Annotated in this window: 21 protein-coding genes; 11 read left to right on the top strand and 10 right to left on the bottom strand. The window is 69.2% G+C overall.

Annotation, left to right across the window (positions count from 1 at the left end):
* Positions 1-196 precede the first annotated feature (196 nt).
* The gene (locus E2L08_RS01660) at positions 197-799 is read right to left on the bottom strand and encodes a riboflavin synthase (RefSeq protein ID WP_133395296.1); all 603 of its coding nucleotides are present in this window, start codon (positions 797-799) and stop codon (positions 197-199) included.
* Positions 800-938: 139 nt separating this feature from the next.
* Between E2L08_RS01660 and E2L08_RS01665 the strand changes: the two genes are divergently transcribed.
* The 3 genes from E2L08_RS01665 (at position 939) to E2L08_RS01675 (ending at position 5,454) form a co-directional block, all read left to right on the top strand.
* Positions 939-2,222: a capsule polysaccharide biogenesis protein gene (locus E2L08_RS01665; RefSeq protein WP_133395297.1), complete on the top strand. Its 1,284-nt coding sequence runs from the start codon at positions 939-941 to the stop codon at positions 2,220-2,222.
* A 98-nt stretch (positions 2,223-2,320) separates the two neighbouring features.
* Positions 2,321-3,451, top strand: coding sequence for a polysaccharide biosynthesis/export family protein (locus E2L08_RS01670; protein ID WP_133395298.1), 1,131 nt, complete (start codon positions 2,321-2,323; stop codon positions 3,449-3,451).
* Positions 3,448-5,454 (top strand): capsule polysaccharide biogenesis protein, encoded by a 2,007-nt coding sequence (locus E2L08_RS01675; RefSeq protein WP_240757934.1) that lies wholly within the window; start codon positions 3,448-3,450, stop codon positions 5,452-5,454. Before E2L08_RS01670 ends, E2L08_RS01675 begins: the two co-directional genes overlap by 4 nt.
* Positions 5,455-5,459: 5 nt before the next feature.
* On the opposite strand, the gene ribD is transcribed toward E2L08_RS01675, so the two are convergent.
* Together ribD and nrdR are read right to left on the bottom strand one after the other, a co-directional pair.
* Positions 5,460-6,551 (bottom strand): bifunctional diaminohydroxyphosphoribosylaminopyrimidine deaminase/5-amino-6-(5-phosphoribosylamino)uracil reductase RibD, encoded by a 1,092-nt coding sequence (gene ribD, locus E2L08_RS01680; protein WP_240757936.1) that lies wholly within the window; start codon positions 6,549-6,551, stop codon positions 5,460-5,462.
* Positions 6,548-7,015 (bottom strand): transcriptional regulator NrdR, encoded by a 468-nt coding sequence (nrdR, locus tag E2L08_RS01685; protein WP_133395300.1) that lies wholly within the window; start codon positions 7,013-7,015, stop codon positions 6,548-6,550. Before nrdR ends, ribD begins: the two co-directional genes overlap by 4 nt.
* Positions 7,016-7,174: 159 nt before the next feature.
* On the opposite strand from nrdR, the gene E2L08_RS01690 reads away from it, so the two are divergent.
* A complete protein-coding gene (locus E2L08_RS01690) occupies positions 7,175-7,846 on the top strand; it encodes an SDR family oxidoreductase (protein WP_133395301.1) in 672 nt (223 codons plus the stop codon).
* Positions 7,847-7,864: 18 nt separating this feature from the next.
* Here the strand turns inward: E2L08_RS01690 and E2L08_RS01695 are convergent, their stop codons facing one another.
* Entirely contained in the window at positions 7,865-8,272 is a 408-nt protein-coding gene (locus E2L08_RS01695; protein ID WP_133395302.1) for a secondary thiamine-phosphate synthase enzyme YjbQ, read from the bottom strand.
* The gene (locus E2L08_RS01700) at positions 8,265-8,639 is read right to left on the bottom strand and encodes a hypothetical protein (RefSeq protein WP_133395303.1); all 375 of its coding nucleotides are present in this window, start codon (positions 8,637-8,639) and stop codon (positions 8,265-8,267) included. Before E2L08_RS01700 ends, E2L08_RS01695 begins: the two co-directional genes overlap by 8 nt.
* Before the next feature lie 75 nt (positions 8,640-8,714).
* Here E2L08_RS01700 and E2L08_RS01705 point away from each other — a divergent pair, with 75 nt between their 5' ends.
* On the top strand, positions 8,715-8,912 hold the full coding sequence (locus E2L08_RS01705; RefSeq protein WP_133395304.1) for a hypothetical protein: 198 nt from the start codon (positions 8,715-8,717) through the stop codon (positions 8,910-8,912).
* A 42-nt stretch (positions 8,913-8,954) separates the two neighbouring features.
* Here the strand turns inward: E2L08_RS01705 and E2L08_RS01710 are convergent, their stop codons facing one another.
* From E2L08_RS01710 to E2L08_RS01725, 4 genes are all read right to left on the bottom strand, one after another.
* Positions 8,955-10,481, bottom strand: coding sequence for a DNA recombination protein RmuC (locus tag E2L08_RS01710; RefSeq protein WP_133395305.1), 1,527 nt, complete (start codon positions 10,479-10,481; stop codon positions 8,955-8,957).
* 140 nt (positions 10,482-10,621) lie between these two features.
* A complete protein-coding gene (gene rpoD, locus E2L08_RS01715; protein ID WP_133395306.1) occupies positions 10,622-12,619 on the bottom strand; it encodes an RNA polymerase sigma factor RpoD in 1,998 nt (665 codons plus the stop codon).
* Between the two features lie 140 nt (positions 12,620-12,759).
* Complete coding sequence (gene dnaG / locus E2L08_RS01720) at positions 12,760-14,697, bottom strand: DNA primase (RefSeq protein ID WP_133395307.1); 1,938 nt, start codon at positions 14,695-14,697, stop codon at positions 12,760-12,762.
* 49 nt (positions 14,698-14,746) lie between these two features.
* Positions 14,747-15,151, bottom strand: a complete 405-nt coding sequence (locus tag E2L08_RS01725; RefSeq protein ID WP_133395308.1) for a hypothetical protein — start codon at positions 15,149-15,151, stop codon at positions 14,747-14,749.
* 168 nt (positions 15,152-15,319) lie between these two features.
* Between E2L08_RS01725 and E2L08_RS01730 the strand changes: the two genes are divergently transcribed.
* From E2L08_RS01730 to E2L08_RS01745, 4 genes are all read left to right on the top strand, one after another.
* Positions 15,320-15,811 (top strand): fasciclin domain-containing protein, encoded by a 492-nt coding sequence (locus tag E2L08_RS01730; protein ID WP_133395309.1) that lies wholly within the window; start codon positions 15,320-15,322, stop codon positions 15,809-15,811.
* Between the two features lie 342 nt (positions 15,812-16,153).
* A complete protein-coding gene (locus tag E2L08_RS01735; RefSeq protein WP_168771018.1) occupies positions 16,154-17,929 on the top strand; it encodes a TadE/TadG family type IV pilus assembly protein in 1,776 nt (591 codons plus the stop codon).
* The gene (locus E2L08_RS01740) at positions 17,926-18,447 is read left to right on the top strand and encodes a TadE/TadG family type IV pilus assembly protein (RefSeq protein WP_133395311.1); all 522 of its coding nucleotides are present in this window, start codon (positions 17,926-17,928) and stop codon (positions 18,445-18,447) included. Before E2L08_RS01735 ends, E2L08_RS01740 begins: the two co-directional genes overlap by 4 nt.
* Entirely contained in the window at positions 18,444-19,007 is a 564-nt protein-coding gene (locus tag E2L08_RS01745) for a TadE/TadG family type IV pilus assembly protein (RefSeq protein WP_133395312.1), read from the top strand. Before E2L08_RS01740 ends, E2L08_RS01745 begins: the two co-directional genes overlap by 4 nt.
* Here the strand turns inward: E2L08_RS01745 and E2L08_RS01750 are convergent.
* On the bottom strand, positions 18,989-19,480 hold the full coding sequence (locus E2L08_RS01750) for a hypothetical protein (protein ID WP_133395313.1): 492 nt from the start codon (positions 19,478-19,480) through the stop codon (positions 18,989-18,991). The two genes, E2L08_RS01745 and E2L08_RS01750, sit on opposite strands and share 19 nt — an antisense overlap.
* 120 nt (positions 19,481-19,600) lie before the next feature.
* Here E2L08_RS01750 and E2L08_RS01755 point away from each other — a divergent pair, with 120 nt between their 5' ends.
* Together E2L08_RS01755 and E2L08_RS01760 are read left to right on the top strand one after the other, a co-directional pair.
* Positions 19,601-19,927 carry a hypothetical protein gene (locus E2L08_RS01755; protein WP_133395314.1) on the top strand — a complete coding sequence of 109 codons (327 nt, stop codon included), beginning with the start codon at positions 19,601-19,603 and terminating at the stop codon, positions 19,925-19,927.
* Positions 19,928-20,044: 117 nt separating this feature from the next.
* Complete coding sequence (locus tag E2L08_RS01760) at positions 20,045-21,337, top strand: homoserine dehydrogenase (protein ID WP_133395315.1); 1,293 nt, start codon at positions 20,045-20,047, stop codon at positions 21,335-21,337.
* Positions 21,338-21,483: the final 146 nt, after the last annotated feature.

Below are 21,483 nucleotides of genomic sequence, written 5' to 3' on the forward strand. Positions count from 1 at the left end.
CCCCCGTCGTCTTGCTGTCGTCATCTGCGCGCGACACCGGTATCGCAGACGCGCCTTAACGTCAGGTGAACGGGGTGCGCGATCTTTTCCGCGCGAGCGAGGAAATGTTCACCTTTCATTCACATCTGCCCGCCAGGGTGACGGTGACGAAACGGTAAGGGCGGTCGGGATGGAACGGGCGGGTACAGGCGACGGGTCAGGCCATGTCGCGCAGACGCGCGACGTAGCGCGCCATCGTGTCGACCTCGAGGTTCACGGGGTCGCCCTCGGCCAGCTCGCCCCAGGTCGTCACGGCCTTGGTATGGGGGATGAGATTCACGCCGAACCGCGTGCCGTCGACCTCGTTCACGGTCAGCGACGTCCCGTTCAGCGCGACGGAGCCCTTGGGCGCGATGAACCGCGCGAACGCCTCGGGCGCGTCGAGGGTAAAGCGCGTCGATCCGCCCTCGTCACGCAGCGATACCACCTGCGCGACCCCGTCGACATGGCCCGAAACGATGTGGCCGCCCAGCTCGTCGCCCACCCGCAGCGACCGCTCGAGGTTCACCCGCCGCCCGCGGGTCCAGGGCCGCGTGGCAAGTGCGGTGCGCGCGACCGTCTCGGCGCTGATCTCGACATCGAACCAGTTGCGCGGCTCGGTGCCGGTGGCGATCACGGTGAGGCAGATCCCGTCGCAGGCGATCGACGCCCCCCGCGCGATCCCCCCGACGTCATAGGCGCATCCGATCCGGGCGCGCAGATCGCCCGATTGCGCGACCTCGAGGATTTCGCCGATATCGGTTATCAAGCCGGTGAACATCCGACACTCCTTTGTGCGGGGGATTTCGGTCGGGTATCGCCAAGAGGCGGCGGGCGGGCAAGACCGGGCGCGGGAATACGCCAAAGAATCGCCGGATTTCCGGGCAATGATAGCGGCGCGATGCCAGACGGGCGACCAGATGACGACGACCGACCGCCATTTCCTGTTCCTCCAGGGGCCGCACGGGCCTTTCTTCGCCCGGCTGGGCGCCATGCTGCGCCGCGCGGGCGCACGGTGCTGGCGGGTGGGGTTCAACCGCGGCGACCGGGTGTTCTGGCCCGGCAAAGACAGCTTCATCCCCTATGACGGGCCCGCCGATGCCTGGCCGCGCGGGTTCTCGAGCCTTGTCGACAGGCTCGGCATCACCGACCTGGTGCTCTACGGCGACACGCGGCCCATCCATGCCCGCGCGGTCGAGATCGCGCGGGCCAGGGGACTGCGTATCCATGTCTTCGAAGAGGGCTACCTCCGCCCCTATTGGGTCACCTACGAACGCGGCGGCTCCAACGGGAATTCCGACCTGATGGAGATCGGGGTGGACCGGATGCAGCAGGCGCTCCGCCGGGCGGAGGCCGAGCTGCCGGTGGCGCCCGCGCATTGGGGCGACATGCGCCAGCACGTCTTTTACGGCGCGCTTTACCATGCGTTCGTGCTGCTGGGGAACGGGCGGTTCCGCAATTTCCGCCCGCACCGCGCGCAGACCGTGCGCGAGGAATTCCTGCTGTATCTCAAACGCCTGCTTCTGATGCCCGCCCATTGGATCGACCGCAAGATCGCGACGCGCCGCATCACCAACGGGGGCTTTCCTTACCATCTGGCGCTGCTCCAGCTCGAACATGACAGCAATTTCCAGCACCATTCCGGGTTCGCCACGGGGGCGGAGTTCCTGTCGCTCGTGGTCGAGGGCTTTGCCCGCGGCGCGCCGGGGCATCATCATCTCGTCTTCAAGGCGCATCCGCTCGAGGATGGGCGCGGCGACCAGCGCCGCCAGATCCGGGCGCTCGCGCGCAGCCACGGGGTGGCCGACCGCGTCCATTACGTTCGCGGCGGCAAGCTTGCGCAGATCCTCAACCAGGCGCGGTCGGCCGTCACGGTGAACTCCACCGCCGCGCAGCAGGTTCTGTGGCGGGGCCTGCCGCTCAAGGTGTTCGGCCGCGCGGTCTATGCCAAGCCGCAATTCGTCTCGACCCAGCCCCTGCCCGAGTTCTTTCGCGCCCCGACCCGCCCCGACGGCCGGGCCTATCGCGATTATCGCCACTATCTCCTCGAGACGAGCCAGATCGCCGGCAGCTTTTACTCGGCGCCCGGTCGACGCCAGTTGCTGCGGCAGGTGGTCGACATGATGCTCGCCCCCGACGATCCCTATCGCGCGCTCGAACTGGGAACCGCGGCGCCACGGCAACAGCTTCATGCCATCAACTGACCCGAACCTGCCCGCCAGACTGGATTTTTCGCGATGCAGGCTCTAGCGTCAAAAGAAAACCAAGAAACGGCAGGCAACAAGGTCGAGGAGACCGGGCAGTGAACATCCAAAAATCGCGCTGGGCGCTGGGCCTCGCGATCCTGGCCGTGGCCGCCACGGTCAGCGCCTGCGGCCTGCCGCGGGTTGGCCCGAACAAGCGCGAGATCTTTGCGGGCTCGGTGCAGAACCAGGGCGATGCCTTCATCGTTTCGGTCAATTCGCGCGTCACCCGCGCGACCTCGATCTTTCCGACGCTGGGGTTCTCGCGTAGCTTTCTGAATGCGGGCGTGCTGGGGCCCGACACGATCCGGCCCGGCGACACGCTGGGGCTGACGATCTACGAGAATGTCGAGGACGGGCTGCTCGTCCCCGAAGGCGCGCCCGCCACCACCCTGGAAGAGGTGCAGGTCGACGGTGCGGGCTTCATCTTCGTGCCCTATGCCGGGCGTATCCGCGCGGCGGGCAATTCGCCCGAGGCGGTGCGGCGGCTGATCGCGGACCGGCTGGGCAGCCAGACCCCCGACCCGCAGGTGCTGGTCCGCAGGCTCGCGGGCGACGGCGCGACGGTGTCGGTCGTGGGCGGCGTCGGCGGACAGGGCGTCTATCCGATCGAGCGGCCGACGCGTACGCTTTCGGCGATGCTGGCCCGCGCCGGGGGCCTCGCCATTCCGCAGGACGTGGCGCAGATCACCGTGTCGCGCGGCGGGCAGAACGGCAAGATCTGGTTCGAGGATCTCTATTCGCACCCCCGCTATGACATCGCCCTGCGCGACGGCGACAAGATCCTCGTCGAGCAGGATGAACGGTCGTTCACCGCGCTGGGCGCGACCGGGGCGCAACAGCTCGTGCCCTTCGACCGGCAGACGATCTCGGCCATCGAGGCGATCGCGTTGGTGGGCGGGCTGTCATCGGTGCTTGCCGACCCGACGGGGGTGTTCGTTTTCCGCAACGAACCCGAAGAGATCGCCGAGCAGGTGCTGGGCCGCACCGACCTCACCGGGGCGCAGCGCATGGTTTATGTGCTCGATCTGACGCGCCCCAATGGCATGTTCGAGGCGCGCGATTTCGCGATCCGCGATGGCGACACCGTCTATGTGACCGAGGCGCCTTACGTTCAGTGGCAGAAAACGCTCTCGGCGCTGACCGGGTTCACCGGCGCGGCGGGCGGGCTGGCCTCGGCCGGGCAGTGACGGCGACCGCGCCGGGGCGGCTGCGGGTCTATAACGGCGGGTTCGCGCGTCGTCGCATCCGGCGCATCCTGCAGCTTGTCGGCTGGCAGATCCGCACCGGCTGGCCCCGCGACGGCGATGCCGTGGGTGTCTGGGGCCACGCGCCGACCGCATGGCGGGGCGAGCGGGTGGCGCGGCAAAGCGGTGCGCCGCTGGTACGGATCGAGGATGCGTTCCTGCGGTCTCTGCATCCCGGCCGGGCGGGCGAGGCGCCGCTGGGGGTGATGATCGACACCACGGGCGGCGCGCATTACGACCCGCGGAGGCCCTCGACGCTCGAGCGGATGCTGGCCCGCGATCCGTTGGACGACACGGCGATTCTCGACCGCGCGCGCACGGCCATCGACCGGATCCGCCGCCTGCACCTGACGAAATACGCCGCCGTCCTGCCCGATCTCGGCATGCCCGAACCGGGCTATGTTCTGGTGATCGACCAGACGCGGGGGGATGCGTCGGTTCGGCTGAGCAATGCCGACGCGGATCGGTTTCGCGAAATGCTTGCCTTTGCCCGGATCGAGAACCCCGGCGCGCGCATCGTCATCAAGACCCATCCCGAGACCGCCGGAGGCCATCGCGCCGGGCATTTAAGCGCAAGCGATCTGGATCCCCGAACGATCTTTTTCGACGCGCCCGCAAGCCCCTGGGCGCTGCTCGAAGGGGCGGTCGCGGTCTATGCCGTCTCGTCGCAGATGGGGTTCGAGGCGATCCTGGCGGGGCATCGACCGCGCATTTTCGGACAGCCCTTTTATGCGGGCTGGGGCCTGACGCAGGACGAAACGCCCGTGGCGCGGCGCGAAAGGCGACTCACCCGCGCCCAACTCGTCGCCGCCGCGCTGATCGAGCATCCGACCTGGTACGATCCGTTCGAGGACCGGCTTTGCGCGCTCGAGGAGGTGATCGACACGCTCGAGGCGCAGGCCCGTGCCTGGCGCGAGGATCGGCACGGCTATGTCGCCTGCGGGATGCGCCTGTGGAAACGGCGCCCGATGCAGGCCTTCTTTGGCGGCGTGCGCCCTTTGCGCTTTGCCGATACGGGGGCGGCGGCGCGGCTTGCCGCCGATCTCGACCGTCCCGTTCTGGTCTGGGCGGGCAAGGCGGCGGGCGACCTCTCTGCGCCGTGGGTCTTTCGCGTCGAGGACGGGTTTCTGCGGTCACGCGGGTTGGGCGCGGACCTGGTGCCGCCGCTTTCGCTCGTTCGCGACGCGACCGGCATCTATTACGACCCCGCCGCGCCAAGCGATCTCGAAACGCTGATCGCGCAAAGCCCCGATCTACCGATTGACGAAATCGAACGTGGGCGACGGCTGATTGCCTATTTGATCGCGCAAAACTTGACGAAATACAACATTCGTGGCGCACTGCCCCCTTTGCCGACGGGGCGGCGCATCCTCGTTCCCGGGCAGGTCGAGGACGACGCATCGATCCGCCTGGGATGCGGAGCGGTGGCCACGAACGCCGCGCTTCTAAACGCCGCGCGCGAGGCGAACCCCGACGCGGTGCTGATCTACAAGCCTCACCCGGATGTCGAGGCGGGCCTGCGCCCCGGCAAGATCACGGCGGGGGCGGCCGATATCGTCGCCACCCAAGCCGACCCCGCGGCGCTGCTTGCACAGGTGCAGGAGGTATGGACGATGACCTCGGCGCTAGGGTTCGAGGCGCTTTTGCGCGGTGTCCCGGTCACATGCCTCGGGATGCCGTTCTATGCCGGCTGGGGCCTGACCCGCGACCTGATGCCCGCGCCTCCGCGTCGCGGCCCCGGCCCGACGCTCGAAGGTCTCGCCCATGCCGCGCTGATCGGCTATCCGCGCTACCGCGATCCGGTGACGGGCCTGCCCTGCCCGGTCGAGGTCGTGGCGCGGCGGCTGGGGCACGGCCCCCTGCCCCGGCCCGGCCCGGGCAACCGCGCGTTGGCCAAGCTGCAAGGCGCGTTTGCGGGCCAGGCGCATCTATGGCGGCGCGGCTGAGCCGATCAGGCGCGGTCCCATTGGCTGAGCGTATCGGGCCCCACCTGCTCGACCGAGGCAAGGCGGAAACGGGGCGCATCGGCGAGGCGCCCGAGCCCGAGCGCGCCCAACGCCGGCAACCCCTCGGCCCCCATCGCGATGCCGGCCGAGAACAGCGCGAGCCGATCGACGAGATCGGCCTGGATCAAGGCGGCGGCAAACGAGGCGCCGCCCTCGCACAGGACGCGCGTCAGCCCGGCCGCGCCCAGCGCCTCGAGCATCGCCACCGGGTCGAGCTGCCCGCCGCGCACGGGCAGTTCGATAAGCCGCGCGCCTTTCGCGGCCCAGGCCGCGCGGCGGTCCGCGGGTGCCTCCGCGCCGTGGCAGAGCCAGGTCGGGGCCACACCCGTGCCGAGCCGCCCTTGGGGATCGAGGTCGAGCTTGCGCGCGGCCACCACCCTCACGGGTTGGGGCGCATCGCCGAAACCGCGCAGGGTCAGCGCCGGATCGTCGGCGCGCGCCGTTCCACCGCCGACCAGCACCGCATCATGGCTCGCGCGCATCGCGTGCACCCGCATCCGCGCGGCCGGTCCGGTGATCCAGCGCGATTCCCCGCTGGCCGTGGCGATGCGCCCGTCCAGGGTCGCGGCCAGCTTGAGCGTCAGCATCGGGCGGCCTCGGGTCACGCGCGACAAGAACCCCGCCTGATCACGCCGCGCGATCGCGGCGCCGCAGCCGGTCGCGACCTCGACACCCGCGGCGCGCAGCATCGCGTGCCCCTTGCCCGACACGCGCGGATCCGGATCCTCGAGCGCGGTGACGACCCGCGCGACGCCCGCCCGGATCAGTGCCTCGGCGCAGGGCGGCGTGCGGCCGTGATGCGCGCAGGGCTCGAGCGTGACATGGGCTGTCGCGCCACGCGCGGCGGCACCGGCCTGCTGCAGGGCGCGGGTCTCGGCATGGGGCCGGCCACCATCGGCCGTCCAGCCGCGCCCGATTATCCGGCCATCGTGAACAATGACGCAGCCCACGGCCGGATTGGGCCAGACGCGCCCAAGCCCGCGACGGCCAAGCGCCAGCGCATGGGCCATGTGGCGCGCATCGTCTTGGCCGCTCACCCCTCGGGCTTGGCCAGGGGCCGCAATTCGCTCACGAAGCGGTCGAAATCGTCCGCGGCCTGGAAGTTCTTGTAAACACTCGCAAATCTCACATAGGCCACGGTGTCGATCCGGGCGAGGCTTTCCATGACGATCTCGCCGATCAGCTTGGAGGAGATGTCGGTCTCGCCCATGCTCTCGAGGCGACGCACGATGCCCGAGATCATCTGCTCCATCCGCTCGGGCTCGATCGGGCGTTTCTGAAGAGCGATGCGGATCGACCGCTCGAGCTTGTCGCGGTCGAAATCCTCGCGCCGGCCGCTGGTCTTGACCACGACGAGATCGCGAAGCTGCACCCTTTCGTAGGTGGTGAACCGGCCGCCGCAGGCCGGGCAAAGACGGCGCCGGCGAATGGCGACGTTTTCCTCGGCCGGACGCGAATCCTTAACCTGCGTATCCTGGTTCAGGCAAAACGGGCAGCGCATGAACCCTCCCTCGGCTCGGCCGGGCCTCCGACCGCTATCACCATAGGCCGCCCCCCGCCGATTGGGTAGGGCGCAATCCCCCGCGCTAGATACGGGGCTTGAGAACCGATGCAAAGCGACCACGTTCCGAGGTCTCAATCATCGAAAGGACTGAGTCGCATGACGAAAACGCTTTTCATCACCGGGGCATCGTCGGGAATCGGCGCCGAAACCGCGCGCCATGCCGCCGCCGCAGGCTGGAACGTGGCGCTTTTCGCGCGGTCCGAGGACAAGCTGCGCGCCTTGGCCGACGAGATCGGCGCGCAGGCCCTCGCGCTGCCCGGCGATGCGACGGACCTCGCCGCGCAGCAGCAGGCCGTGGCGCGGGCGGTCGAGAAATTCGGCGGGCTCGACGCGGCCTTTGCCAATGCCGGGCGCGGCATGGCCAGGCCGGGGATCGTCGAGGGGGATGCGGACGACATCGCGGGCATGGTCGCGCTGAACGTGACGGGGCTGCTCTGGACCGTGCGCGCCAGCTTGCCCGAGCTGAAAAAGACGCGCGGGACGATGGTGCTGACCGGATCGGCGGCGGGACGGCGCCATATCGCCGGCTCGATCTATGGCGCGACCAAGTGGTTCGTCCACGGCTATGCCGGCAACCTTGCCGAGGAGATGCGCGAATGGGGCGGGCGGTGTACCGTGATCGCGCCCGGAATGGTCGACACGCCGTTCTTCGACGAAGGCCAGCCCGACAAGCTCAAACCCGAGGACGTCGCCGATGCCGTCATGCACGCGCTGACCGCGCCCGAGCGTGCGGCCATCCGCGAGGTCTTTCTCATGCCGCAAAACTAGGCAGACGCGCCTGCGGCATCAGGGAAAGGCAAGGGCGATGCGGCGATCATGGGGCGCGTCGCGATGTTCCCATAGATAGATGCCCTGCCATGTACCGAGGCACATCCGGCCGCCATCGACCGGGATCGACAGGCTGACCGGAAGGTGCGCGGCCTTGATATGGGCGGGCATGTCGTCGGGCCCTTCGGCGCGGTGGCGCACCCAGCGCATGTCGGGCTCATCCGCGCGTGGCACCAGCCGGTCGATCCATCCCATCAGGTCCCGCTGCACATCCGGGTCGGCGTTTTCCTGAATGACGAGCGAACAGGACGTGTGCCGCACGAACAGGGTAAGCACGCCGTCGCGCGGGGGAACCGACGCCGCGACGCGGTCGGTGATCTCGTAAAATCCGGGGCCGCGGGTCGTCACGCGGATCTCGTCAATCATCCTGCGGCCGCTCGCAAAGAAGTCGCGCATGGGCAGCGGTCACGCCGAGCCCGCCCTGAAGCCGGATCAGCCCGGTCGCCGTGGCCCGCGCCGGATCGAGGCCGAAAACGATGCCCTCCCCGCTTTGGCGGATCGGGGGGGAATAGCGATAGATCTTGGTGGCGGGCGGCAGGGTCAGGTTGCGGGTCACGTAATCCCCGGCCGCGCACCAGAAATTCCGGGCCCCGGCCCGGCCCGTCCAGGCGACGGAAAAGCTCGACGGGGAAAGCGGTTCGACCGCCATTCCGTTGCGCGCGGTCCAGGCCTGGGCCGGGAGCGCGGTCGAGATCAGGGCGGCGAAGGCGGCGGCGACGCGGATCGGGCGCATGGGGGATCTCCGTTGAACGTGGATCGAAAGGGCGCGGGTGTGCGTTTCGTTCCGTGATCCCCAAGGAGAGAGCGAATGTCCAATCACGACAGAGACGACGACCACCCGGCGCATACGCGCGGCACCACGAACGACCCCGAACAGGCGACGAATACGCCCATGCCGCGAAAGGCGCCGGTGCGCGCGGCCCCGACCCCGCCCGATGACGACGATAACGGCAAGCCGACCGGGCCTGGGACGACGGCCGACCGGAACCAGGCGAACCGCACCTGATCGCGGGGGCCGCCCGCCGGAGGGCCGGCGAAGCGGGCCGGGTCATTCGGCGGCCTCGGTGCGGGCGGGGATGGCGCGGGGCGGGGTGTCATCGTCGCCATCCTCCGCATCGTCATCCTCGGGGTCGAAGCCCACGGCCATTTCCTTGTTGGTGCGGGCACCGAGGCGGCGGAGCTTGTCGAACTGCCCCAACACGTTGCCCGATCCCCGCGCCATCCGGTCGAGCGCCTTGGTATGCTCTTCCTGCGCGCGGCCGAGATGGGTGCCCACCTTGTCGAAAGCCTCGATCACGCCGGCCATCTTGTCGTGCAGGTGGCCCGCACGCCGCGCGATTTCCTCGGCGTTACGCTGCCGATTCTCGACGGCCCAGACATGCTGGATGGTGCGCAGGGCCATCATCAGGGTCGTGGGCGTGGCGATGCCGACACGTTTCGCAATGGCATAGGCGGTCAGGTCGCCCTGCAGTTCCAGCGCCGCGGCCAGCGCGCCCTCGACCGGCATGAACATCAGGACGTAATCGACGGATCCGTCGACCATCGCGGCATAATCGCGCGCGGCCAGTGCGTCGATATGCGCGCGGACGGCAGCGACATGGGCGCGTAACTGGCGCGAACGCTCGTCTTCGTCGGGCGCGTTCACGGCGGCCTCGTAGGCCACCAGCGACACCTTGGCGTCGATCACCACGCATTTGCCCGCGGGCAGGCGCACGACCACGTCGGGCCGGCGCCGTCCGCCATCGGGATCCGCGACGTGGAACTGCGTCTCGTATTCGCGCCCGCGCGTGAGGCCCGAATCCTCGAGAAGCCGTTCGAGCACCATTTCGCCCCAGGCCCCCTGTTTCTGCTTTTCGCCCTTGAGCGCGCGGGTCAGGGCGACCGCCTCCTGGCTGACCTGTTCCGAGCGGCGCGAGAGCTGTTCGATCTCGGTCTTGAGGCGCTCGCGGTCCTTGGCGGCGTGGGTATGCGCCTCGCGCAATTCGCGCTGGAAATGGTCGACCTGCTCGCGCATCGGGGCAAGCAGCGCCTCCATCCGTTCGCGATTGGTTTTCCCGAAGGTCTCGCCGTTGGTCTTGAGCAATTCGTCGGCCAGCGCGGCAAAGCGGCCGGTCATGTCCTCGCGCAACTCCTTGAGCAACGCGACCTCTTTCTCGTGGGCCTGCGCGCGCGCGGCCATGTCGCGTTTGAGCCCCTCGTTCTCGCGGCCGAGATCGTCGTTCCGCTTGCGGGCGGTGGCCAGCGCGTCTTCGACGCGGGTGCGGGCCTCGGCCGCCTCGCGGGCGGCGCGGTCGCGTTCGGCGGCGGCATCCTTCAGCCGCGCCTCGAGCCCGCGCAGATCGGCCGACAACCCGGCGGTGTCGCGATCGAGACGCGCGATCCGGTCCCGATCCGCCTCGGACCGGGTGGCGGCGTCTCGCAGCCGCGCCTCTCTCACGGCGATATCGGCTATAAGCCCGTCGCAACGGGCCTGCATCCCTGCCCCCCGCCGCCACAGGGCGACAAGCGCGATGCAAAGGGCGAGGATCGCGCCCACAAGGATCGCATCTGGCAGGGTCACGGGCATGTCGGGCATCGGGGCGGTTCCAGCGAAATCGGATCGCCCCGAACGTTCGCCTTTTGATCCATCCTGTCAAGCACGCTCGCCCGACAGGCTGAACGACACCTTAACGGTGTGGCGAACCGGGTCCGGGCGCGCGGCCCGGACCCCATACTTTACTGGTCGAGAAACGACCGCAGCTTGCGCGAGCGCGAGGGATGCTTGAGCTTGCGCAGGGCCTTGGCCTCGATCTGGCGGATGCGTTCGCGGGTGACGCTGAACTGCTGGCCGACCTCTTCGAGCGTGTGATCGGTGTTCATCCCGATGCCGAACCGCATCCGCAGAACGCGTTCCTCGCGCGGGGTGAGCGAGGCCAGAACGCGGGTCGTCGTCTCCTTCAGGTTCTCCTGAATGGCCGAATCGAGCGGCAGGACCGCGTTCTTGTCCTCGATGAAATCGCCGAGCTGGCTGTCCTCCTCGTCGCCGATGGGGGTCTCGAGCGAGATCGGCTCCTTGGCGATCTTCATCACCTTGCGGACCTTTTCGAGCGGCATCTGGAGCTTTTCGGCCAGTTCCTCGGGGGTCGGTTCGCGCCCGATCTCGTGCAGCATCTGGCGGCCCGTGCGCACCAGCTTGTTGATCGTCTCGATCATGTGGACGGGGATGCGGATCGTGCGCGCCTGGTCGGCGATGGAGCGGGTGATCGCCTGCCGGATCCACCATGTCGCGTAGGTCGAGAACTTGTAGCCGCGGCGATACTCGAACTTGTCGACGGCCTTCATCAGGCCGATATTGCCTTCTTGAATGAGATCAAGGAATTGCAGGCCGCGGTTGGTGTATTTCTTGGCAATCGAGATGACGAGCCTCAGATTCGCCTCGACCATCTCCTTCTTGGCCTGACGCGCCTCTTTCTCGCCCTTCTGGACCTGCTGCACGATGCGGCGGAATTCCGAGATGTCGACGCCGACATACTGGCCGACGGTCGCCATCTCGCCGCGCAGCTCCTCGAGCTTGTCGCGCGACCGCTCCAGCAGGCTTTGCCAGCCGCGGCCCGATTTCTCGGACATCCGCTCGATCCAGGTGGGATCGAGCTCGGCGCCGCGATACTCGTCGATGAACTCGCGCCGGTTGATGCGGGCCTGGTCGGCGAGCTTCACCATGGCGCTGTCGATCGACATGATCTTGCGGTTGATGCCGTAAAGCTGGTCGATCAGCGCCTCGATCCGGTTGTTGTGGAGGTGCAGCTCCTTGACCAGAACGACGATCTCGCCGCGCAGCTTCTGATAGCGGGCCTCTTCGGATTTCGAGAAACGGCCATCCTCGTTGAGGGTGGCCGACATGCGCAGGTCCTGCATCTCGGACAGTTGGGTATAGTCGTCCGCGATCACGTCGAGCATCTCGAGCACGCGCGGTTTCAGCGCCGCCTCCATGGCGGCGAGGCTCATGTTGGCCTGTTCGTCCTCGTCCTCGTCGTCGTCGTTCTTGGCGATGGGGTTGCCGTCGGCGTCGAGCTCGGGCTCGGCATGGCCGCGCGCCTGCCCGCCCGCCGGCGCCGAGGCGGCCGCGTCGAGATTGCCGACCACCGGCGCCTCGTCACCCTCGCCCATCTGGGTCCCGAAGGTCGTCTCGAGGTCGATCACGTCGCGCAGCAGGATCTCTTCGTTCAGGAGCTCGTCGCGCCAGATCGTGATCGCGTGAAAGGTCAGCGGGCTTTCGCACAGGCCCGCGATCATCGTGTTGCGCCCGGCCTCGATCCGCTTGGCGATGGCGATCTCGCCCTCGCGGCTGAGCAGTTCGACCGACCCCATCTCGCGCAGGTACATGCGCACCGGGTCGTCCGTGCGGTCGAGTTTCTCGGTCTCGGTCGAGGACACGGCGACATCGCGCGAGCCCGAGGTGGTCGCGATCTCGGTCGAGGGCTTGGTGCCGTCCTCGGCCTCTTCTTCCTCGATGATGTTGATGCCCATTTCCGAGAGCATCGACATCACGTCCTCGATCTGCTCGGAGCTCACCTGGTCGGGCGGCAGCACCTGGTTGAGCTGGTCATAGGTGATGTAGCCCCGTTCGCGCGCCTCGCCGATCATCTTCTTGACGGCGGTCTGGCTCATGTCGAGCATGACCTCGCCATCGGACTCGTCGGGCTTGCGATCTTCGGTGGTTTCCCTGGTCGCCATCCGGCACTCCCCTTTCGTCGCCGGGACTGTCCCCGGACCCCGGCGAATCACAGCGGCGAATCAGTGATTCGCACAACCGGGCCTCGCCGACCCATAACAAACTTGCCGGGGATGGCCCATACAAGCCGGGCCATCCGGCATCATGATTCGCCCCCGAAGCCGATTCGCCGCAACAGGCCGTCGAGCGCGTCCTTCTCGTCCTTTTTCAGCCGCGCACCGTTTGCCGCGCGCTCGATCTCGGAGCGATCCTCGGACTCGGCACGCTCAGCCGCGGCGATGGCCTCGCGCGCCTTGCGCAGACGCCATGTCAGCGCCTCGTCGGGAACGCGCGCGATATCCTCCAGCGCCTCGACAAGCTCCCGCTCCGCCCCGTGGCGCGCGGTCAGCTTGGCGAGTTCTTCGGCCAGGCACTGCGCCGCGAGATCGGGATCGTCGCCCCGCAAGGCAGGCAGAATCGCCAGATGGCGCGCCGCCAGCAGCTTTTCAAGGGCGGCGACGCCGATTGCCCGCTCCACCGCGTCGCGGCAGGCACCGGGTTCGGGGGCGGCGACCGCCAGCAGGGCCTGCATCGCGCGGTCGCGCCCGGCCTCGGCGAAGGAGATCCGGGCCAGCGCCGCCTCGAACCGCGGCAAGAGCGCCGGAAACTTGAGGATCAGCGCCAGAACCACCGTCTCGCGGATGGCCTGCACGTCGCCACCCTGCGCCAGGTCGGACACGCGCGCCGCGCCGGTTCCCGGCTCGGGGCCCTTGCGCCATGCGGCGCGCCCGCGCCCGTCGGGCCGGTCGGGCCCGCGGGGGCGAAAGAGCTTCCAGCGGAGTTCCTTGAAGGCGTCGCCGTAATGCCGCTTCACCGCGCCGTCGCGGATGCGCCCCAGCACCGCGCGCAGATCGGCGTCGAGCGCGGCGCGGCGTTCGGGACTGTCAAAGACGCGGCCTTCGGTCGCCCGCTGCCACAACAGATCGACCATCGGGCGCGAGGCCGCCAGCACGTCTTCCATCGCGGCGGGGCCGCCGGCGCGCAACAGGTCGTCGGGGTCCTGCCCCGCGGGCATCAGGCAGAACCGCAGCGACCGCCCCGCCTCGAGCAGCGGCAGCGCCAGGTCGACCACCCGCAGCGCCGCCCGCTGGCCAGCCGTGTCGCCGTCGAGCGCGATCGCGGGCTCGGGATGGATGCGCCACAGGAGCTGCAATTGCGGCTCGGTGATCGCCGTGCCGAGCGGCGCGACGGTCGCGCCGAACCCCGCCTCGGACAGCGCGATGACGTCCATGTAGCCCTCGGCCAGGATCAGCGGCGCGCCCTTGCCCGCCGCCTCGCGCGCGGGGGCGTGGTTGTAGAGCATCCGCCCCTTGTCGAAGATCTCGGTCTCGGGGGAATTGAGGTATTTCGCGTTGTCGGACGGGTCCATCGCCCGCCCGCCGAAGGCCACGCAACGCCCGCGCGGATCGCGAATGGGAAAGACGATGCGGTTTCGGAACACGTCATAGGGCTGGCCGCCCCGTTCGGGCCGCCGGGCGAGCCCCGCGGCGAGGATCAGGTCCTCGGCCACGCCCTGGGCCGTGAGGTGGTCGTAGAGGCCGCGCCAGCCATCGGGGGCAAAGCCGAGATCCCAGCGCGCGCAGGCCGCGTCGTCCAGCCCCCGCCCCGAAAAATAGGCGCGCGCCGCCGCCCCCCCGCCCGCGCGAAGCTGCATCCCGAAGAACCGCAGCGCGGCCTCGCAAACCTCGATCAAGCGGGCGCGGCGGTCGGTTTTCTCGGCCGCGCGGGGGTCGCGCTCGGGCATGGCGAGCCCGGCCTCGTCGGCAAGGATGCGCACGGCCTCGATGAACTCGACATTCTCGGTCGCCATGACGAAGTTGACCGCGTCACCCTTTTCGTGACAGCCGAAGCAGTAATAGAACCCCTTGCGGTCATCGACGTGAAAGCTCGGCGTCTTTTCGTGGTGGAACGGGCATGGCGCCCAGAGATCGCCGCGCGACTGGTTCGACTTGCGCTGATCCCACGTCACCTTGCGGCCGACCACCTGCGCGAGGCTGGTGCGGCTGCGAAGCTCGTCCATGAAACCGGGGGGCAGACTCATGCCCCGAATATCGGCCCGCGCCGGGGCCGTGTCCAGCGCCGCGCGCCGCTCAGCAGGAGTCGATGGTGCCCTGCGCCAGCGGCTGGCCGTCGCTCGAGGTGACGCGCACCGCGACCCCGCCCGAGCTTTCGATCAGCGTCCGCGTCGCCTCGGCCGCGCAGAGGCTCGCGGCGAAGTCGGTGTCGAAGCGGCGGGCGTAATCGCTCCGCTCGCCCTCGGTGAACTCGGAGGCCGCGTCGCCATGGGCCATCCGCATCAGCAGCCGCCCCTCGACCACCGAGGCGCCGGCGAATGTCAGGTCCTCGGTAAAGGCGGTGCCCGCGCGTGCGTTCATCGCCGCGGCGACATCCTCGATGCCGGGGGCCGCTGGGGCGGCGACGGGCGGCGTGTCGGGGGCCGTGCCCACGCAGGCCGAGAGCGCGAGGGCCGGAAGCAGCAGCAGCACGCGGGACATGGGCGAAATCTCCGGTTCCAGGGGTCGGCGGCGCGATGATGCGCGGAAAGCCGCCTCCGGGCAAGCGCCACCGGCGATGTTTGGCCGCACCCGCTCGACACCCGCCGGGCGGCGCTATGTCGTGGATCGCAGCCCGGGACAGGGCTTGCCAGACATCAGGAGAGACCAATGATCCGCAGAACCTTCATCGCCGCGACCGCTGCCCTGACCGTTGCCGGGGGCATGGCCTTTGCCCAGGATGGCATGACCGTCGTCGAGACCGCGCAGGGCAACGAGAACTTCTCGACGCTTGCCGCCGCGATCGAGGCCGCCGGCCTCGTCGAGACGCTGAACGGCGACGGCCCGTTCACCGTCTTCGCCCCGACCAACGACGCCTTTGCCGCGCTTCCCGACGGCACCGTCGACACGCTGCTCCAGGAAGAGAACCGGGATCAGCTCACCTCGATCCTGACCTATCACGTCGTGCCGGGCGCCGCGATGTCGGGCGACCTGTCCGATGGCCAGATGCTCGACACCGTGAATGGCGAGCAGCTCGAGGTCAGCATCGACGGCGACACCGTGACGGTGGGCGGCGCGACCGTGCAGATCGCCAATATCGAGGCCTCGAACGGCGTGATCCACGGGATCGACTCGGTGCTGATGCCCTCGGGCGACATGTAATCACCGACGCATCCGGGCCGCGAGGCTCGGGAGGGGGGTCGCCTTTGGGCGGCCCCTTTTCGTTTGCGCGGGGCAACGATCGGCGCGAGGCGCCTGAATCGTCGCCCACGCATGGCCAATGCCGCGCCCTCGTCCTGCCCGCGCCGAAAAGCTGCCGCAATTCTGGGGTGTTCTTGGCGGACTGAAGGGCCGGATCCCGACCTTCCGACCGGATTGGCGCCACGCCTGCGGGCCCTGCCCCGCGGGCGCCGCAGAACCGCCGCCGATCCGCCATGGAACCGCGTCAGACCGGCCTTTGACCGTTGCGCCGCCATGCGGCGCGCCTTGCGGGAAGGGTACGACATGACACCGACGCAACCGACGATCCGGACCGGACAGGCGCCCGCGTACGCCCGGCGGCTCGCGCGGTTCCGCGACGAGGAGGACGGATCCTTCGTCATCGTCGGGCTGCTTCTGTTTCTCGCCATCATCCTCGTCGGCGGGCTGTCGGTCGACATCATGCGTCACGACTACAACCGCGTGATGATGCAGAACACGCTCGACGCCGCCGTCCTCGCCGCCGCCGACCGCAATCAGCAGCTCGACGCCAAGGCCGTGGTGCGGGACCATTTCGCCAAGGCGGGCATCTCCGACAGGCTCGACGACGTGAAGGTCGTGACCAATTTCAACTCCAAGATCGTCACCGCCGAGGCCAGCACCGATGTCTCGACAATCTTCCTGCCCGCCGTGGGGATCGACCGGATCCCCGCGCTGGTGGGCGGCACCGCGCGCGAGGATGTGGGCGATATCGAGGTGTCGATGGTGCTCGACGTGTCGGGATCGATGGGCAGCAATTCGCGGCTCAAGAACCTCAAGAAGGCCGCCGTCGATTTCGTGGACCGCATGATCCCGACCGAAACCGACGGCACGCTGCGCGGCAAGACCTCGATCTCGATCGTGCCCTATGCCGAGCAGGTCAATATCGGCGCCAATGTCCTGAAACACATGAACAAGGTGCAGCAGTCGCATGACGACAGCGCCTGCGTCGATTTCCGGTCCACCGACTTCTCGACGCCCGCGCTCGACGACGACAGCGTGATCTGGCAGACGGCGCGGTTCGACCCCTGGTCGACCGCCTACAACTCGGGCGATTACAGGGCGCGGCGCTGGGGCTGCCGGTCGGACGCGGCGTCCAGGGCGCTGATCCTGGGTGACGATCCGGCCGTGCTCAAGGCGCATATCAACGCCATGACCGATGACGGCAACACCTCGAGCGATATCGGTTTGAAATGGGGCGCGGCCTTCCTCGACCCCGGAATGGAGGAGGTCGTCGATGGCCTCGTCGATGACAAGGTCGTGGCCGCCAAGTTCAAGGGCCGGCCATGGGATTACGACGACACGCGGGTCAAGGTCATCGTGCTGATGACGGACGGTGCGAATACGAGCCAGCACATGATGAACCCCGCCTATGCCGGCGACAATCTCTCGAATGTCTGGGCCCGTTGGGTGGACGGCAAGCGCATCCACTCGGTCTTTGTCCCGCAATACGACAGCGATCACGAGAACCGCGATGCGGACGAGCATTGGTGGCTGCCCCATGAACGGAAATGGGCCCGCAAATCCGAAGGCGGCACCGAGTTCGTCGAGCGCAAGGTCGAACAGAATTGCTGGTGGACCTGGTGGGGCGGCTGGCAATGCTCCGGCCCGCGGACCGACAACTGGGATGTCGACTGGGCGGGCGGCGAACTGCCCCCCGTCAAGACCGCCGGGAGCGATGTCCGCCTGACCTGGCAGGAGCTCTGGAAGCACGCCAATACCGACTGGTTCGCCGATTACGGCTATGCCCGCCAGTGGGACCGCGACGGCGACAGCACCCGCGAGAACGAGTTCCTGAACGCCGCGATGGTCGTCATCGGCGGCGGGACCAAGGACAGCCGGATGGAACAGATGTGCACCGAGATCAAGAAAAAGGGCGTCATCATCTTCAGCGTCGCGTTCGAGACGACCGACAACCATGCCGTCAAGGTCAAGAACTGCGCCACCTCCGAGAACCATTTCTTCCGCGCCAAGGGCACCGAGATCGTCACCGCCTTCAGCGCCATTGCCTCGACCGTCAACCAGCTGAGGCTGAGCCAGTGATCCGCGCGTTCCGCCAATTCCTGCGGGACTGCCGCGGCAGCGCGACCGTCGAGATGGCGCTGATGTTCCCGCTGATCCTGTGGCCCTTCCTCACGGGGATGGAGGCGGGGTCGATGCAACTCAGGCGGGTCATGCTCGAGCGCGCGATCGACGAGGTCGGGCGCGACCTGCGGCTGGGCTATGCCGGGCTCGACACGCCCGACAAGCTCAAGGCGGCCGTCTGCCGAGAGGCGCTGGTTCTGCCCGGATGCGCCGACAACATGATGCTCGAGATGACGGTGGTCGATCCCGCGACCTTTACCCCCCCCGCCACGCGCCCGACCTGCATCGACCGCTCGGAAAAGGTGCAACCCGTGCTGTCCTACCGGCGCGGCGGCAAGAACGACATGATGATGCTGCGGTTTTGCATCCTCTATGACCCGATCCTGCCCGGCACGGGGATCGGCGCGGGCATGATCCGCCCCGGCAAGGGCGGCGTGCCGATCTTTGCCACGACCTTTTACGTGAACGAGCCATGAGCATGCCGTCCCGCATCGCGCACCGCCTGCGTCGGTTCCGCCGCGACGAGGCCGGATCCTATGTCGCCGAGACGTTGCTGATCCTGCCGCTTCTCATCTGGGGGGTGCTGGCGACGCTGGTCTATGTCGACGGCTACCGCACGCAGACGGCCAATCTCAGGATCTCCTATTCGCTGTCGGACATGATCTCGCGCACGCGCACCTCGCTCGGGCCGAACTACGTCGACGGGCTGGGGCGGATCTACGACCATCTTTCGGGCGGCAGATCCAGCACCTCGCTGCGGGTGACGCTGCTGCACTGGAACAAGAGCGACGACAAGCACTACCTCGACTGGTCCGACAGCACCGATGGCGGCCAGCCGCCGCTGACCCAGGAGACGCTATCGACGGTGCTGCCGCGCGTGCCGACCCTGTTCGACGGCGACCGGATCATCGTGCTCGAGACCTGGATGGATTACGACCCGCCCTTCAAGACCGGGATCGACAAGCGGACCTTCGGCAATATCACCGTCACCTCGCCCCGGTTCCTGGCAAAGATCGGCTATGACCCGGCCTTGTGATCGCCCCGCGCAAGGCGCAGCGCCAGGATATCGGCCATGCTGCGCGCCTGCGCCCCGGCGGTGACGCCACCCACGCCCACGCGCCGGCCCATGCGCCACCACATCCCCGGCGCCCAGGCGAACCCCGCCCCGTGGTCGAGCCGCAGGATGAACCCCCCCGAGGGCTTGGCCGCGAACATTCCCCGGTCGACCGCCGCGATGGACGAGATCGGCGCGAGGACGCGCCCGCCCTCTTCGCGCAGCGCGTCGCCGGTCAGCACGATGGCGCAGCCGGTCGCACGCCAAAGGCTCACGGCGGCAAAGGCGCAGCCCGCGGCCAGCGCCAGCAGCGCCAGCACCCCGGCGAGCGTGCCGCCCCCCGCCGCGGCGAGCCACGCGAGCAACGCGGCGAGCCCCCCCAGCACGGCCGCGGCAAAGATGCGGCGCGGCGGCGAGGCCTCGAGGCGGGCGAGCGTGTCGGGCGCGTGATCCATCCCCCTCGCCTACCCCGACCGCGCGCCGCGGAAAAGCGCGATTGCCCGCGCGGGGGCCAAGCGGCTAGTCTGGTGCCGCCGCGCCCCGCGCCCGGTGCCGTTTCCCCTGCCGGAGCCGCGATGCCCCCGCTCGCCCCTTTCGTCCTCGCCGCCGCGCTGGCCGCCTGCGCCCTGCCCCAGACCGGGCGGCCCTTTGCCGATATCGATCGCGCGGCGCCGGGCCAATGGCCGCTGCTCGTGCCGGTCGAACGGATTCTCGCCACAGCCCCCGCGCCCGCGCGGGTGACGCCCGCGCTGACGCGTTCGCTCGAGACGCGGGCGGCGGATCTGCGGGCGCGCGCGGCGGTGATGCGCGGCGGCGCGCTCAGCCCCGAGGATCGCGAGCGGCTGCGCGCGGCACTGGCGCGGCTGCGCGCGGCGCAGGGCCGTGCCGCCGCGGCCACGTGACCGGCCGGGCCGGGGCCGCCGGTCTGGCGGGCCGGCGCGAATGCGGCTAAGCCCCGGCCGCAGGTCCGCGCGTCGCGCGGACTGCCCGCCGCTCAGCCAACCCCGGAGACCGCCGCCATGACCACCACGCTTCGCCTCGGGATCGCAGGCCTCGGGACCGTCGGCGTCGGCGTGATGCGCATCGTCGCCGCCCATGCCGACCTGCTGGCCCGGCGCACCGGGCGCGAAATCGCGGTCACGGCGGTTTCGGCGCGCGAGCGCGGCCGCGACCGCGGCATCGACCTGTCCGCCCACGCCTGGGAGGACGACGCCGTCGCGCTGGCCCGGCGCGACGATGTCGACATCTTCGTCGAGTTGATCGGCGGCGAGGACGGGGTCGCGCGTGCCGCGGTCGAGGCGGCCATCGACGCAGGCAAGCATGTCGTCACCGCCAACAAGGCGATGCTGGCCGTGCACGGTCACGCGCTGGCCGAACGGGCCGAGGCGGCCGGGGTCGCGCTCCGCTTCGAGGCGGCGGTCGCGGGCGGCATTCCCTGCATCAAGGCCCTGTCCGAGGGGCTGGCGGGCAACCGCATCAAGCGGGTGATGGGCGTCATGAACGGCACCTGCAACTATATCCTCACCCGGATGGAGGATGCGGGGCTGCCCTATGACACGGTCTTTGCCGAGGCCCACGCGCTGGGATATCTCGAAGCCGATCCCCAGCTCGACGTGGGCGGCATCGACGCGGCGCACAAGCTCGCCCTGCTCGCCGCGCTGGCCTATGGCACGCGGGTCGATTTCGAGGGCGTCGCCATCGAGGGGATCGAGCGGGTATCCATCGCCGATATCCGCCACGCGGCCGACCTGGGGTTCCGCATCAAGCTGCTGGGCGTCGCGCAGATGACGGGACGGGGGCTCGAGGCGCGGATGGCGCCCTGCCTCGTGCCCGCGAAATCGCCGTTGGGCCAGTTGCAGGGCGCGACGAACATGGTCGTGCTCGACGGCGACGCGGTGGGCCAGATCGTGCTGCGCGGCGCGGGCGCGGGCGAAGGCCCGACCGCCAGCGCGGTGATGGCCGACGTCGCCGATATCGCGCGCGGCACGCGGATGCCGGTCTTCGGCCAGCCCGCCGGGACGCTCGCGCGGCCGTTCCGCGCCACGGCCGGCACGCCCTCGCCCTATTACCTGCGGATGGATCTGCACGACAAGCCGGGCGCGCTGGCCAAGATCGCCGCCTGCCTCGGCGAGGCGGGCATCTCGATCGACCGGATGCGCCAGTACGACCACGCCGAGACCGTCGCCCCGGTCCTGATCGTGACGCACAAGGCGGCGCGGGCCTCGCTCGACGAGGCCATCGAGAGCATGGGGCGGACCGGCGTTCTGGCCGGCGACCCGGTCGCCCTGCGGATCGAGACGCTTGCCGTCTGAGCCGGCTCGCGATGCGCCCAGGCGACCCCGCGCGCCCCATTGCGTCATGGTTCCGGTAACGGACTTGTGCGCGGCGCGGCGCGCGCGCTAGACCCGGCCCCGAACGCGCCGCGCCACCCCGGCCGCGCCAGAACGGAGTGCCCGCC

The organism is Palleronia sediminis, from assembly GCF_004358695.1.
GTDB classification, from domain to species: Bacteria; Pseudomonadota; Alphaproteobacteria; order Rhodobacterales; family Rhodobacteraceae; genus Palleronia; species Palleronia sediminis.

Bases quoted from the DNA above. Each gene is read 5' to 3' on its own strand.
- E2L08_RS01660 (WP_133395296.1), bottom strand. From the start codon at position 799: ATGTTCACCGGCTTGATAACCGATATCGGCGAAATCCTCGAGGTCGCG.
- E2L08_RS01665 (WP_133395297.1), top strand. From the start codon at position 939: ATGACGACGACCGACCGCCATTTCCTGTTCCTCCAGGGGCCGCACGGG.
- nrdR (WP_133395300.1), bottom strand. From the start codon at position 7,015: ATGCGCTGCCCGTTTTGCCTGAACCAGGATACGCAGGTTAAGGATTCG.
- E2L08_RS01690 (WP_133395301.1), top strand. From the start codon at position 7,175: ATGACGAAAACGCTTTTCATCACCGGGGCATCGTCGGGAATCGGCGCC.
- E2L08_RS01695 (WP_133395302.1), bottom strand. From the start codon at position 8,272: ATGATTGACGAGATCCGCGTGACGACCCGCGGCCCCGGATTTTACGAG.
- E2L08_RS01700 (WP_133395303.1), bottom strand. From the start codon at position 8,639: ATGCGCCCGATCCGCGTCGCCGCCGCCTTCGCCGCCCTGATCTCGACC.
- E2L08_RS01705 (WP_133395304.1), top strand. From the start codon at position 8,715: ATGTCCAATCACGACAGAGACGACGACCACCCGGCGCATACGCGCGGC.
- E2L08_RS01710 (WP_133395305.1), bottom strand. From the start codon at position 10,481: ATGCCCGACATGCCCGTGACCCTGCCAGATGCGATCCTTGTGGGCGCG.
- rpoD (WP_133395306.1), bottom strand. From the start codon at position 12,619: ATGGCGACCAGGGAAACCACCGAAGATCGCAAGCCCGACGAGTCCGAT.
- dnaG (WP_133395307.1), bottom strand. From the start codon at position 14,697: ATGAGTCTGCCCCCCGGTTTCATGGACGAGCTTCGCAGCCGCACCAGC.
- E2L08_RS01725 (WP_133395308.1), bottom strand. From the start codon at position 15,151: ATGTCCCGCGTGCTGCTGCTGCTTCCGGCCCTCGCGCTCTCGGCCTGC.
- E2L08_RS01730 (WP_133395309.1), top strand. From the start codon at position 15,320: ATGATCCGCAGAACCTTCATCGCCGCGACCGCTGCCCTGACCGTTGCC.
- E2L08_RS01735 (WP_168771018.1), top strand. From the start codon at position 16,154: ATGACACCGACGCAACCGACGATCCGGACCGGACAGGCGCCCGCGTAC.
- E2L08_RS01745 (WP_133395312.1), top strand. From the start codon at position 18,444: ATGAGCATGCCGTCCCGCATCGCGCACCGCCTGCGTCGGTTCCGCCGC.
- E2L08_RS01750 (WP_133395313.1), bottom strand. From the start codon at position 19,480: ATGGATCACGCGCCCGACACGCTCGCCCGCCTCGAGGCCTCGCCGCCG.
- E2L08_RS01755 (WP_133395314.1), top strand. From the start codon at position 19,601: ATGCCCCCGCTCGCCCCTTTCGTCCTCGCCGCCGCGCTGGCCGCCTGC.
- E2L08_RS01760 (WP_133395315.1), top strand. From the start codon at position 20,045: ATGACCACCACGCTTCGCCTCGGGATCGCAGGCCTCGGGACCGTCGGC.